The organism is Streptomyces sp. NPDC001220 (genome assembly GCF_053597895.1).
This window is the reverse complement of sequence record NZ_JBSFJE010000018.1, coordinates 171,946-184,904: the sequence shown is the minus strand read 5'-3', so window position 1 is coordinate 184,904 and position 12,959 is coordinate 171,946. Positions and strand designations below refer to the sequence as shown.

The 12,959-nt window shown below is 71.0% G+C and carries 13 protein-coding genes; 10 read left to right on the top strand and 3 right to left on the bottom strand.

Annotated features, from left to right (window positions below; translation table 11 throughout):
* Positions 1 to 79 precede the first annotated feature (79 nt).
* Positions 80 to 937 carry a TIM barrel protein gene (locus tag ACWDGI_RS35925; RefSeq protein WP_450766379.1) on the bottom strand — a complete coding sequence of 286 codons (858 nt, stop codon included), beginning with the start codon at positions 935 to 937 and terminating at the stop codon, positions 80 to 82.
* A gap of 133 nt (positions 938 to 1,070) precedes the next feature.
* Here ACWDGI_RS35925 and polX point away from each other — a divergent pair, with 133 nt between their 5' ends.
* The 9 genes from polX (at position 1,071) to ACWDGI_RS35880 (ending at position 9,309) form a co-directional block, all read left to right on the top strand.
* A complete protein-coding gene (gene polX, locus ACWDGI_RS35920; protein ID WP_450766377.1) occupies positions 1,071 to 2,810 on the top strand; it encodes a DNA polymerase/3'-5' exonuclease PolX in 1,740 nt (579 codons plus the stop codon).
* Positions 2,811 to 2,860: 50 nt separating this feature from the next.
* Positions 2,861 to 3,391 carry a YbhB/YbcL family Raf kinase inhibitor-like protein gene (locus ACWDGI_RS35915; RefSeq protein ID WP_450766375.1) on the top strand — a complete coding sequence of 177 codons (531 nt, stop codon included), beginning with the start codon at positions 2,861 to 2,863 and terminating at the stop codon, positions 3,389 to 3,391.
* Between the two features lie 166 nt (positions 3,392 to 3,557).
* Entirely contained in the window at positions 3,558 to 3,812 is a 255-nt protein-coding gene (locus tag ACWDGI_RS35910) for a hypothetical protein (RefSeq protein ID WP_450766373.1), read from the top strand.
* Entirely contained in the window at positions 3,809 to 4,177 is a 369-nt protein-coding gene (locus tag ACWDGI_RS35905) for a helix-turn-helix domain-containing protein (protein ID WP_360475216.1), read from the top strand. The genes ACWDGI_RS35910 and ACWDGI_RS35905 overlap by 4 nt, the downstream gene beginning before the upstream one ends.
* 127 nt (positions 4,178 to 4,304) lie before the next feature.
* Positions 4,305 to 4,817, top strand: a complete 513-nt coding sequence (gene uraD / locus ACWDGI_RS35900) for a 2-oxo-4-hydroxy-4-carboxy-5-ureidoimidazoline decarboxylase (protein ID WP_450766370.1) — start codon at positions 4,305 to 4,307, stop codon at positions 4,815 to 4,817.
* A 4-nt stretch (positions 4,818 to 4,821) separates the two neighbouring features.
* The gene (gene uraH / locus ACWDGI_RS35895) at positions 4,822 to 5,217 is read left to right on the top strand and encodes a hydroxyisourate hydrolase (RefSeq protein WP_450766368.1); all 396 of its coding nucleotides are present in this window, start codon (positions 4,822 to 4,824) and stop codon (positions 5,215 to 5,217) included.
* Between the two features lie 4 nt (positions 5,218 to 5,221).
* Positions 5,222 to 6,154, top strand: a complete 933-nt coding sequence (pucL, locus tag ACWDGI_RS35890) for a factor-independent urate hydroxylase (RefSeq protein ID WP_450766366.1) — start codon at positions 5,222 to 5,224, stop codon at positions 6,152 to 6,154.
* 120 nt (positions 6,155 to 6,274) lie between these two features.
* The gene (locus ACWDGI_RS35885) at positions 6,275 to 7,651 is read left to right on the top strand and encodes an 8-oxoguanine deaminase (protein WP_450766364.1); all 1,377 of its coding nucleotides are present in this window, start codon (positions 6,275 to 6,277) and stop codon (positions 7,649 to 7,651) included.
* Between the two features lie 269 nt (positions 7,652 to 7,920).
* Entirely contained in the window at positions 7,921 to 9,309 is a 1,389-nt protein-coding gene (locus tag ACWDGI_RS35880; protein ID WP_450766362.1) for a nucleobase:cation symporter-2 family protein, read from the top strand.
* A 607-nt stretch (positions 9,310 to 9,916) separates the two neighbouring features.
* Here ACWDGI_RS35880 and ACWDGI_RS35875 read toward each other — a convergent pair.
* Positions 9,917 to 11,254 (bottom strand): MFS transporter, encoded by a 1,338-nt coding sequence (locus tag ACWDGI_RS35875; RefSeq protein WP_450766360.1) that lies wholly within the window; start codon positions 11,252 to 11,254, stop codon positions 9,917 to 9,919.
* Positions 11,255 to 11,513: 259 nt separating this feature from the next.
* Here ACWDGI_RS35875 and ACWDGI_RS35870 point away from each other — a divergent pair, with 259 nt between their 5' ends.
* The gene (locus ACWDGI_RS35870; protein ID WP_450766358.1) at positions 11,514 to 11,915 is read left to right on the top strand and encodes a winged helix-turn-helix transcriptional regulator; all 402 of its coding nucleotides are present in this window, start codon (positions 11,514 to 11,516) and stop codon (positions 11,913 to 11,915) included.
* A gap of 201 nt (positions 11,916 to 12,116) precedes the next feature.
* On the opposite strand, the gene ACWDGI_RS35865 is transcribed toward ACWDGI_RS35870, so the two are convergent.
* Entirely contained in the window at positions 12,117 to 12,746 is a 630-nt protein-coding gene (locus tag ACWDGI_RS35865) for a hypothetical protein (protein ID WP_450766356.1), read from the bottom strand.
* Positions 12,747 to 12,959: the final 213 nt, after the last annotated feature.

Below are 12,959 nucleotides of genomic sequence, written 5' to 3'. Positions count from 1 at the left end.
GGCCCGTCCGGCGCTTGAGGACGAGGCCGTTCAGGCCGAAGCGGGGGTCTGGGGGCGGCGGCCCCCGGTGACGGTCACCTCAACGGGCGGCGCGCCGCTCCACCGGCAGCCAGCCGAAGGTGTCCGCGCTCGGGCGGTCGCCCGGCTTGTACTCCAGGCCGACCCAGCCGTCGTAACCGGCCTTCCGCAGCTGGTCGAGCAGTTCCTCCAGGGGGAGCGAACCCGTCCCCGGGGCGCCGCGGCCGGGGTTGTCGGCGATCTGCACGTGGCCGGTCTTCGCGGCGTACCGCTCGATCACCGACGGCAGGTCCTCGCCGTTCATGGACAGGTGGTAGAGGTCCATGAGGAAGCGCGCGTTGCCGAGTCCCGTGGCCTCGTTGACCTTGTCTACGACGCCGACGCCGGCCGGTGCGCTCACCAGCGGATACCGCGGCGACTCGGGGCGGTTGAGGGTCTCGATCAGGAGCACCGCGCCGATCCGGTCGGCCGCGCGGGCCGCGAGCGCCAGGTTCTCCAGGGCCAGCGCGTCCTGCTCGGCCGGGTCCACGCCCTCGACGCGGTTGCCGTACAGGGCGTTGAGCGCCTTGCAGCCGAGCGACTGCGCGAAGCCGGCCGCCACCTCGATGTTGGCGCGGAACCTCTCCGACTCCGCGCCCGGGATCGACAGGGCGCCCCGGTCGGGGCCGGGCAGCTGTCCGGCGTAGAAGTTCAGGCCCGTCAGCTGCACGCCCGCGTCCTCGATCGCGCTCTTCAACGCGTCGAGCTCGGACCGCTCGGGGGTGGGGGAGTCGACCCAGGGCCACCACAGCTCGACCGCGCCGAAGCCGGCCGCGGCGGCGGCCGCGGGGCGCTCCAGGAGCGGGAGTTCCGTGAAGAGGATCGACAGGTTGACGTTGAAGCGCTGCTCTGCGGCTGCGCTCGATTCAACACCTGGCATGGGGGCCGGCGCTCCCTTCCACTGTCTGTGTTTCCGTATTACGGAAGTTGGTTTCTGCTTAATGGAAGACTGCCTGTGAGCCGGGAGAGCTGTCAAGAGCGCCCGCGCAAAAGCCGCGCCCTACCCTGAAGGCATGGCACGGTCCAACGACGAGGTCGCCGCGCTGTTCCAGGAGTACGCGGACCTGATCTCCATCACCGGTGGAGACGCCTTCCGGGCGCGGGTCTACGAGAAGGCCGCCCGGGCGGTCGGCGGTCACCACGCCGATGTCGCCACGCTCGACCTCAAGGGGCTCCAGGAGATCCCGAACGTCGGGAAGTCGATCGCCCAGAAGGTCCTGGAGTTCTTCGACCAGGGCAGCGTGTCCGCCGTGGAGGAGCTGCGGGCGAAGATCCCCGCCGGGGTGCGGCGGCTGACCGCCATCCCCACGCTCGGCCCCAAGAAGGCCATGGCGGTCTACGAGGAGCTGGGCGTCTCCTCGGTCGAGGAACTGGCCGAGGCCATCCACCAGGAGCGGCTGCGCGACCTCAAGGGCTTCGGACCGAAGACCGAGGAGAACCTCCTGCACGGCATCGAGCTGCTCCGGTCGGCCGGCGGCCGGGTGCAGCTGGACGTCGCGATGGACCTGGCGGAGAGCATCGTCGAAGCGCTGTCCGCGGTGACCGGCTGCGAGAAATGCACCTACGCCGGTTCCCTGCGCCGGTACCGCGAGACGATCGGTGACATCGACATCCTGGCCGCGGCGAGGAGGTCGGCGCCGATCATGCGGGCGTTCACCGAGCTCCCCTACGTCACCGAGGTCATCGGGCAGGGCGAGACCAAGACGTCGGTCCGCACCAGCAAAGGGCTCAACGTCGACCTGCGGGTCGTACCGCCGGACTCCTGGGGCGCGGCGCTCCAGTACTTCACCGGCTCGAAGGCCCACAACATCCGCACCCGCGAACGGGCCGTGCACCAGAAGCTGAAGCTCTCCGAGTACGGGCTCTTCGACACCGAGAGCGGCGAGAAGATCGTCTCGGAGACCGAGGAGGAGGTGTACGGCCGCCTCGGCCTGCCCTGGATCCCGCCGCCCCTGCGCGAGGACCGCGGCGAGATCGAGGCGGGGCTGCGGGACGAGCTGCCGGAGCTGGTCACCGAGGCCGACCTGCGCGGTGACCTGCACACCCACACCGACCTCACCGACGGGCTCGCTCCGCTGGAGGAGATGGTGGCGGCGGCCGCCCGGCGCGGCTACGCGTACTACGCGATCACCGACCACGCGCCCGACCTGGCCATGCAGCGCATGACGGACGAGCGGACGCTGGCCCAGCGGGAGCGGGTGCGCGAGTTGGACGGCACCTACCCCACCAAGGGCCGGCGCGGCGGGCTGCGGCTGCTGCACGGCACCGAGCTGAACATCGGCCCCGAGGGCGAGGTGGACTGGCCGGACGACTTCCTCGCCGGGTTCGACCTGTGCGTGGCCTCGATCCACTCGCACTTCAACCAGGAGCGCGACGCGCTGACCCGGCGGCTCGTGCGGGCCTGCGAGAACCCGTACGTGCACATCATCGGCCACCCCACCACCCGCCTCATCGGCAGGCGGCCCGGCGTCGACGCCGACCTCGACGCGGTCTTCGCCGCCTGCGCCCGCACCGGTACGGCCCTGGAGATCAACGCCCACCCGGACCGCCTCGACCTGCGCGACGAGGACATCCTGCGGGCCCGTCGGCACGGCGTGAAGTTCGCCGTGAACAGCGACGCCCACGCCGTCCCCCATCTGGCCGTCATGCGCTACGGCATCGGCACGGCCCAGCGCGGCTGGCTCACCAAGGACGACGTGATCAACACCTGGCCGGAGCGACGGCTGCGGAGCTTCCTGCGCAAACGCGGCTGAGCCGGGAGGCTGCCCCCTGGCAACTCCGTACCGATTTCCGAAGGATTGCCATGATCAAACCCTATGGCCCGTACGATTTCATGCCGGAGATCGGGACTTTCTCGTTGACCTCGGAGTCAGTGGAGAACGGTGGGCGACTCGCCCGCGAGCAGGTGAGCGGCATTCTGGGGGCGGGCGGGACGGACGTCTCGCCGCAGCTGAGCTGGTCCGGTTTTCCCGCGGAGACGCGGAGTTTCACGGTGGCGATGTTCGACCCGGACGTGCCGACCGCCTCCGGGTTCTGGCACTGGGCGGTGGCCGACCTGCCCGCTTCCGTGACCGGTCTTCCGGCCGGGGCGGGCGACGGCAGGGAGCTGCCCGGCAAGGCGGTGACGCTGGCCAACGACGCCGGCCACCGGAGATACCTCGGCCCGGCGCCACCGCTGGGCAACGGCCCGGATCGCTACTTCCTCGTGGTCCACGCCGTCGATGTCGAAGAGCTGGGAGTGTCCGAGACGTCGACCCCCGCCTCCATGGACTTCCTCCTGTTCACCCACGCGATCGCGAGAGCAGCCATGTACGGCACGTTCGAGCGGGCCTAGGACTTACCGCCGCACAACGGGCCGGGCGGAGGGGGGCTCCGGTCGGCTAGGGTCGGCTCGTGGCGGACGCAGCGGCTCCGTCGCGGTGGAAGTGACTGGCCCGGGGTGTGTCGCGGCTGTGCAGCGGTCGGCGAAGCGCAGGTCAGGGACGTTTTCTGGGGGCGCAATGCGATTGAGAGTGGAGTTCACGACCGAGCCCTTCGATCTCGACGAGGCACCCGCGCACGCGCTGGTCGCCCGTGCCGTCATCGAGGGTGCTCAGCTGGACGCGGTGGATGTCGGACCGTTCGGGAACACGGCGGAGGGCGGCGCCGACGCCGTGCTCACCGCCGTGGACGCGCTGCTGCGTCAGACCCTGGAGGCCGGGGCCACCCGGATCTCGCTCCAGGTCAACGTGGTGGGGGAGGACGGCGACAAGTGACCGGAAACGCGGACGAGCCCTTCATCACGGCAGTGAAGCCGCTGGTCGACGCCATGGGCGGGGAGTTGCTCCCGCCCGACGAGGCCGGCGCCGACGACGTGGTGCTCGCCTGGGAGGGCGTCGACGTGGTCGCCGTACGGCTGCCGCAGCTCGCCGACTCGCTCGACCACATCCTGGCCGCCATGGAGCGCAAGCAGGGCAAGCCGCTGGCCGACCTGGACCGCAAGGCGAAGCAGGAGGTCGTGCGCATACTGGAGGCGCGGGGCGCCTTCTCCGTACGGCACGGTGTGGAGACCGTGGCGGGTGCGCTCGGCGTGAGCCGCTTCACCGTCTACAACTACCTCAACCGCGAGAAGGAGAGCTGACCCGCGGTTCGGGCCCCGGGGGTTGTTACGCGGAATTTTCAACAAAGTGTTGACGCTGGGTTCCGGAGGGCGTTAGCTAACGGCAGCCCGTTCAGCACGAAGGCCGCCTACGGCCACGGAGGCTCCCGTGACGTCGACTTCCACGCCCCCGGGTCTGGCCCGGTTCAATGATCTGGAGGAGCACGCGGCCCTCGCCGCCCTCCACGAGGCGTGTGCCTCCACCGCATGGGCCCGGCGCCTGCTCGCCGCCCGCCCCTACGCCGGCCCCGAGGACCTCTGCTCCGCCAGTGACGCGGCCATGGCCGACCTCGGGCCGGCCGACCTGGCGGAGGCCATGGCCGGACATCCGCCGATCGGCCGCCCAAAGCCCGGCGACCCCACCTCGGCCCGCGAGCAGTCCGGCATGGCCGGCGCCACCGAAGCGCTCAAGGCGGAGATGCTCGAACTCAACCTGGCGTACCAGGAGAAGTTCGGCCATGTCTTCCTGATCTGCGCCACGGGCCGCGGCGCACAGGAGATGCGGGACGCGGTCAAGGAGCGGATCGGCAACGCGCCCGAGCAGGAGCGGGAGATCGTCCGCGCCGAACTGGGCAAGATCAACCGCATCCGGCTCGCCCGACTCGTCGCAGAGGACGCCTGACACCATGAGCACCAGCACCACCGCCTCCGTGTCCACCCACATCCTGGACACCTCGCTCGGCCGTCCCGCCGAGGGCGTCGCCGTCCAGCTGTCCGCCCGCGAGGGCCGTGACGCGGGCTGGCAGGCGCTCGGCGGCAGCGCGACCGACACGGACGGCCGGTGCAAGGACCTGCCGGCGCTGCCGGAGGGGACCACCCACGTACGGCTCGACTTCGCCGTGGAGCCGTATTTCGAGAAGAAGCAAGCCGATGCGCAGCAGGACGCCCCCGCGAATCGGGACAGCGGACCGGCCGTGTTCTTCCCGGAGGTGGCGATCACGTTCGCCGTCGTACCGGGCGAGCACTACCACGTACCGCTGCTGCTCAACCCGTTCGGCTACTCCGTTTACCGAGGGAGCTAGCTACATGCCTACCATTCTTGGACAGAACCAGTACGGCAAGGCCGAGAACCGGGTCGTAAAGATCACGCGGGACGGGGCCACCCACCACATCAAGGACCTGAACGTGTCGGTGGCGCTCTCCGGCGACATGGACGAGGTCCACTACTCCGGCTCCAACGCCAACGTCCTGCCGACGGACACCACCAAGAACACGGTGTTCGCGTTCGCCAAGGAGCACGGCATCGAGTCGGCCGAGCAGTTCGGCATCCATCTGGCCCGGCACTTCGTGACCAGCCAGGAGCCGATCCGGACGGCCCGGATCCGGATCGAGGAGTACGCCTGGGAGCGCATCGAGGCCTCCGACGCCAACTCCAGGTTCATCGGCGCGGACGAGGTCAAGCACTCCTTCGTACGCAAGGGCCAGGAGACCCGGCTCACGCAGATCACGTACGACGGTTCGCGGTGGGAGGTCATATCCGGCCTCAAGGACCTCGTCGTGATGAACTCGACCAACTCCGAGTTCTGGGGCTACGTCAAGGACAAGTACACGACCCTCCCCGAGGCCTACGACCGCATCCTCGCCACCCAGGTCTCCGCTCGCTGGCGGTTCAACTGGACCGACGACGAGCAGAAGATGCCGAGTTGGGAGAAGTCCTACGAGCAGACGAAGAAGCACATGCTCCAGGCGTTCGCCGAGACGTACTCCCTCTCGCTCCAGCAGACGCTGTACCAGATGGGTTCGCGGATCATCAACAACCGCGGCGAGATCGACGAGGTCCGCTTCTCGCTGCCGAACAAGCACCACTTCCTGGTCGACCTGGAGCCGTTCGGTCTCAAGAACGCCACCGAAGACGGGGCCGTGTACTACGCCGCCGACCGGCCCTACGGCCTGATCGAGGCGACCATCCTCCGGGACGGCTGCGAGGCGAAGATCCCGGTGGACCTCACCAACCTCTGATCCGCCCCCACATTCTCGGCACCCGCGGCCGGCGACGCCCAGCGATCCGGCCGCGGCACTCAAATCCCCGGGGTCCTGCCGTGCCCTCACCACAAGTCCACTGAGCGAAAAGGACGAATCATGGCAGCAGACCAGCGCACCGTCATCGAGAACTGTTCGATCGCGACCGTCGACGCCCACGACACCGAGTACGCGAGCGGGTACGTCGTGATCGCCGGCAACCGTATCGAGTCGCTCGGCGCGGGCCGGGCACCCGAGGGCCTGGAGAACGTCGTACGCCGTATCGACGCCACCGGCCATCTGGTGACGCCCGGCCTGGTCAACACCCACCACCACTACTACCAGTGGATCACCCGGGGCCTGGCCACCGACCACAACCTCTTCAACTGGCTGGTCGCGCTGTACCCGACCTGGGCGCGCATCGACGAGCCGATGGTGTACGCGGCCGCCCAGGGCTCGCTCGCGATGATGGCCCGCGGCGGTGTCACCACCGCGATGGACCACCACTACGTCTACCCGAAGAACTCCGGCGACCTCTCCGGCGCCGTCATCCGCGCCGCCCGCGAGACCGGCGTCCGCTTCACCCTCGCCCGCGGTTCCATGGACCGCAGCGAGAAGGACGGCGGACTGCCCCCGGATTTCGCCGTCGAGACCCTCGAAGGCGCCCTCGCCGCCACCGAGGCGACCGTCAAGGAGCACCACGACCCCTCCTTCGACGCGATGACCCAGGTGGCCGTCGCTCCCTGCTCGCCGTTCTCCGTGTCCACCGAACTCATGCGACAGGGAGCCGAGTTGGCCCGCCGGCTCGGGGTGCGCCTGCACACCCACGGCTCGGAGACCGTCGAGGAGGAGCAGTTCTGCAAGGAGCTGTTCGGGATGGGCCCGACCGACTACTTCGAGTCCACCGGCTGGCTCGGCGAGGACGTGTGGATGGCGCACTGCGTCCACATGAACGACTCCGACATCGCGGCCTTCGCCCGCACCGGCACCGGTGTCGCCCACTGCCCGTCGTCCAACGCCCGTCTCGCGGCCGGCATCGCCCGCGTCCCCGACATGCTCGCCGCCGGCGTCCCGGTCGGCCTCGGCGTCGACGGCACCGCGTCCAACGAGTCCGGCGAACTCCACACCGAACTGCGCAACGCGCTGCTGATCAACCGCCTCGGCGCGCACCGGGAGGCCGCCCTCAACGCCCGCCAGGCACTGCGCCTCGGCACTCACGGCGGCGCCCAGGTCCTGGGCCGGGCGAGCCAGATCGGCTCCCTGGAACCCGGCAAGCTCGCCGACCTGGTGCTCTGGAAGCTGGACACACTCGCCCACGCCTCCATCGCCGACCCGGTGACCGCCCTGGTCTTCGGCGCGGCCGCCCCGGTCACCGCCTCCTTCGTGAACGGCCGTCAGATCGTCGAGGACAACCGCCTGCTGCACGTCGACGAGGACGCGATCGCCCGCGCCACGCGGGCGGAGGCCCAGCGGCTGGCGCACATCGCCGGACAGTAACTCCCCGTCTCCGTAGAGCACTTGAAGTACGGAGTCGCGGTACGGCACTTCAGCTGTACGGCACCTAGCGGTACGGCACTTCAGCTCCGGCCAGGAGGGACGGCTCCCGGCCGGCAGCCGTGGACCCCAGCGGGGTCCATGGCGCCGTCTCCTGGGCGCGTGCTTCCTCGCGCGCGCCCAGGAACGGTCCCTCCGTCCCCCTCGGTCCCGCACGACCTCCCTGAAACCCGCGTCAGAGCCGACGCGTACCCGACCGGAGGAGAGCCGCCGTGTCCTCGCACCCCGTCGACGAGAAACTCCCGCCCCTGAAAATGGCCACCACGGGCCTTCAGCACGTGGCCGCCATGTACGCCGGAGTCGTCGCCCCGCCCCTGATCGTCGGCGCGGCCATCGGCCTGTCCGGCACCGAACTGACCTTCCTCACCGGCGCCTGCCTCTTCACCGCGGGCCTCGCCACCTTCCTGCAGACCCTCGGCATCTGGAAGATCGGCGCCCGGCTGCCGTTCGTCAACGGCGTCACCTTCGCCGGGGTCGCCCCGATGACCGCGATCGCCGCCTCCACCCACGACAAGTCCGACGCCCTGCCGGTCATCTTCGGCGCGGTGATCGTCGCAGGCCTCCTCGGCTTCCTCGCCGCCCCCTTCTTCAGCAAGGCGGTCCGCTTCTTCCCGCCCGTCGTCACCGGCACGGTCATCACCCTCATCGGCGTCTCACTGCTTCCGGTGGCCTTCGGCTGGGCACAGGGCCCCGACCCGGCGGCGCCCGACTACGGGGCGGCCAAGTACCTGGGCCTGGCCGCCGCGACCCTTCTCATGGTCCTGCTCCTGCGCCGCTTCACCCGGGGTTTCGTCAAGCAGGTCGCCGTCCTGATCGGCCTGGTCGCCGGCACGGTCGTCGCACTGCCGTTCGGCGTCACGGACTTCGGCCCGGTCGCGGACGCGGACGTCGTCGGCTTCCCGACCCCCCTCCACTTCGGCGCCCCGCAGTTCCACATCGCCGCGATCCTGTCGATGTGCGTCGTGATGGTGGTCTCGATGACCGAGTCGACCGCGGACATGCTGGCGCTGGGCGAGATCGTCGAACGGCCCGCGGACGAGCGGACGATCGCGGCCGGGCTGCGCGCCGACACCCTCGGCTCGGCGATCAGCCCGCTCTTCAACGGGTTCATGTGCAGCGCCTTCGCCCAGAACATCGGCCTGGTCGCGATGACCCGGATCCGCAGCCGGTTCGTGGTCGCGGTCGGCGGCGGCTTCCTGGTGCTGATGGGCCTGTGCCCGATGGCTGCCTCGCTGATCGCCGTCGTTCCCCGGCCGGTGCTGGGCGGGGCGGGCGTGGTCCTCTTCGGCTCGGTGGCGGCCAGCGGCATCCAGACCCTGGTCAAGGCCGGGCTGGAGAAGGACGAGAACGTGCTGATCGTCGCCGTCTCGCTCGCCGTGGGCATCGTCCCGATCACCGCACCGGACTTCTACCACGCCTTCCCGGAGACCGCCCGGATCGTCCTGGACTCGGGCATCTCGACGGGCTGTGTGGCGGCCGTGGTGCTCAACCTCGTCTTCAACCACCTGGGCCGGCGGCACGCGGAAGCGAAGGGAACGGCCTCCGAAGCCCCGGAGACCCCGGGGGCCGCGCCCCTCGTATCGCCTCAGTCGATCTCGTAACCGTCCGCGTGCGGACGAACCGGCCGAGCGTGCCGAGACCGTCCATCTCGGCGCACGCCACGACCGGGCCGAAGCAGAAGCGGTGTCCGAAACGGCGGTTGGGACCGGTGCGGCCACCTGGGAATGCCGTCGGCCGCCGTCAGGATTCGCTGCGCGCGGGAGGGGACCCGGCCAGGCCATGAACCCGTCGGTGTCCTGCGTGCCGGCGACGGCCGCGCCGATGCTCAGCATGGAGTAGGGCCCCGGGATCGGGCCGTCGGCCCCGATGCCGACGGAGATGCAGCAACCGGGCCTGACGCGACGGACGGACATGGTCCCGCAGCAAGGCAGCCACGGCCGCCGTCGCGTATCCGCGGGAAGCGCTCGGGGCGGGCCAGCCGGTGCCCAACATGACCGGGGACGGCGCCTCGGGCGTGATCGACCCGCGCGACATCGCCGAGGTCGCGGTGCGGGCCCTGCTCGACGCCGGACACGCCGGACGGACGTACGTCCTGACCGCTGGGCCGCCCGGCCCGGACCTTCCGTGCCTGGGTCGAGGACAACAAGAGCCTCTTCCCCGGGAGTTGAGGGGTCCCGGCACAGGGCCCGCAGCGGCCGTGGTACCGGCTCACCGGTTCCGCGGCCGCAGGACCGCCGCCGCCAGCACCAGGGCGGCCAGCGCGATCCCGGTGGCCGCCCGGAACGCCAGCCGGTAGCCCTCCGCCGTGGCGGGGATCAACTCCGCACCCCGGTCGAGGAGATCGCCGGTGCGGCTCGCCGCCAGCGTGCTCAGTACCGCGAGCCCCAGCGAACCGCCCACCACCTGGGTGGTGTTGAACAGCCCGGACGCCAGACCCGCGTCCTCCGCACGCGCCCCGGACATCGCCAGCCCGGTCAGCGCCGGCATCGCCGCGGCGAATCCGGCGGCGAGCAGCAGCAGCGGCGGCAGCACGTCGACGGCGTACGAGGCGCCGACCGGCATCCGGCTCAGCAGGGCCGTCCCGGCGACGATCAGCGTCAGGCCGCAGAGCAGGACCCGGTACGCGCCGTAGCGGGCGATCGTCCGCGCGGACAGCCCCAGCATCAGCAGCCCGATCGCCACCGGCGCTGGCAGGAACGCCGTACCGGTCGCCAACTCTCCGTAGCCGAGGACACGTTGGAGGTACAGCGCGCCGAGGAACTGGAAGCCGTACATCGTCGCGATCATCAGCACCTGTACGGCGTTGGCACCGGCGAGCAGCCGGGAGCGCAGCAGCCGCAGGCGCAGCAGCGGGCGCCGGGCACGTGCCTGCCGCAGGGTGAACGCCGCGAACAGGGCGACGGCCAGGGCCGTCAGGAGGAGAGTGGCCAGCGGGCCGCGGTCGCCGGCGCCGACGATGACGTACACCGTGAGCATCAGGGCGCCGGTGACCAGCGCGGCGCCCGGGAAGTCGGCGCCCTGGCGCAGGCCGGCGCCCCGCTCCGAGGTGAGGATCCGGGTGGCCACGAGCCAGGCGGCCAGCCCTGTCGGCAGGTTGATCAGGAAGATCCAGTGCCAGCTCAGCGCCTGGGTGAGCGCCCCGCCCAGGAAGGTGCCGAGCGCGCCGCCCGCCGCGCCCACCGCGCTGAACACCGCGATGGCCCGGCCCTGTTCACGCGGCTCCGGGAAGAGGGCGACCAGCATGCCGAGCACCACCGCGGAGGTCATCGCCCCGCCCACGCCCTGCATCGCCCGCGCCGCGATCAGCACCCCCTGCCCGGTCGCCACCGCGCACAGCAGGGAGGCGACCGTGAACAGCGCGAGGCCCGTCGTGAACATCCGCTTGCGGCCCAGCAGGTCGCCGAGACGCCCCGCCAGCAGGAGCAGCCCGCCGAACGGGATCAGGTACGCGTTGACGACCCAGGCCAGCCCGGGACCGCTGAAACCCAGGTCGCGCTGGATGGCCGGCATCGCCACCGTGACGATGTTGCCGTCGAGGACGGTCATCAGGGTCCCCGCGCACAGAACGGCGAGGGACGCCCAACGGGGGTATGTTCGGGGGAGTGCCACCGGGGCCGCCGGTGTCGGCGTCGGTGTTCCGGTCGTGGTCGACATGGCCTCAGGCCTCCGCAATCGCCGTAGAAACTCACCAGGCAGCTGAACAGTCACCAGGCAGCTGAACGGGAACCGATCGTGCACAAGGTGCACGACTTGTAACGGAGTTCATGGTGAGTGACCATGGGGGGAGACGTAAGGAGGCAGCTCGATGTCCCAGAGGAACACCGGTGTAACCGTCCAGGTCGTGAATGCGGGCTCCTGCCCGGTCCGCGAGGTTCTTGACAGGGTGGCCGGCAAATGGAGCGTCCAGATCCTGGTCGCGGCCTCGCACGGACCCATCCGCTTCACCGAGCTGGAGCGCGGTATCGAGGGCATCAGCCGCCGGATGCTGACCCTCACCCTGCGCAACCTGGAGCGCGACGGGCTGGTGACCCGCACCGTGTATCCGACTGTGCCGCCGAAGGTGGAGTACGGACTCACCCCGGTGGCCCTGGAACTGCACGAGACGCTGCAGCGGCTGACCGACTGGGCCGAGCACAACCGCGGCTACATCGCGCAGGCGCGGGCGGACTACGACGCCGAGCACCAGCCCGAACTGCTCGACGCGTAGCCTGCGTCGACGGCGTGGCCGGTGTCGACCGCGTGGCCGGTGTCGACCGCGTGGCCGGTGTCGGACCGGGCGGTGGCGGTGCGCCGGACCCGCAGAAGCCGAACAGGTCCGGGGCCGAGGCCGGTTCCCTGAAGACCTCTTCTCACGCACGATGTCCCGGGTACGACGCGCTGATCCTTTGCCGGCGTCCTGGCGCGACCGTCACACCCGGCGCGGCGAAGCCAGCAGATGGCGCGTGCGGGTCCGCGGCTCCGTGTACTCGCCGGTCTGCCACCCCGCCCGCTCCAGGGTGGCCGCGCATGCCCGCAGCGGTTCGCCCGCCGGCGCGTACACGGCGACCGCCTCGGGCTGCGGGGTCGCCCGCACCCGGTAGCCGGCGGTCGCCGGTCCCTCGGGCGGGTGCCCGGCCGCCTCCAGGGCGAGCGCGGCGGCCCGCACCAGATGCGTACGCTCCCAGCCGCACGGCCGGTCCGTGGCACCGTCGGGGTTGGTCATCCGGCGCAGCTCCAGAAGCCCCTGCCAGGCGCTGTGCACCTCCCGTGCCCGGGCGGGCTCGTCGGCGGCGGCCTCCTCACCGCCGACCCGCGCGGCGAACACCCGGTCCGGCTCGGCCGGGACCACCGCGGGGGGCTGCGGAGCCGCCGCCTCCTCCTCCCGTGTCCGATGCCCCGCGGGCGTCAGAAAGTGGTCGTGCGGCGGCCGCGGATGCCGAAAGGCGAGCCCCCGCTTCACCAGCGCCGCCAACTGCGCCTCCGTACCCCGCAGCCGCCCGCTCACCGGATCGGCGGCATCGATGACCCGCCGCTGCGCGGCGGTGGGCGGTCGGGTCATGGCAGGCTCCTCTCCGGCGTCGACCGGTACGGACGCGTACGTCGATCCGTACGAACGCGTACCGATCCGTCCCTCGAAGGCTACGACCGCGCACTGACACTCGACCGGACGAACATCATCGACCGCCGTCCGCCGTCCGCCGTCCGCCGTCCGTCGTCCGCTGACCGCCGTCCGCTGACCGCTGAGCGCCGACCGCCGAGCGCCGTCCGCTGA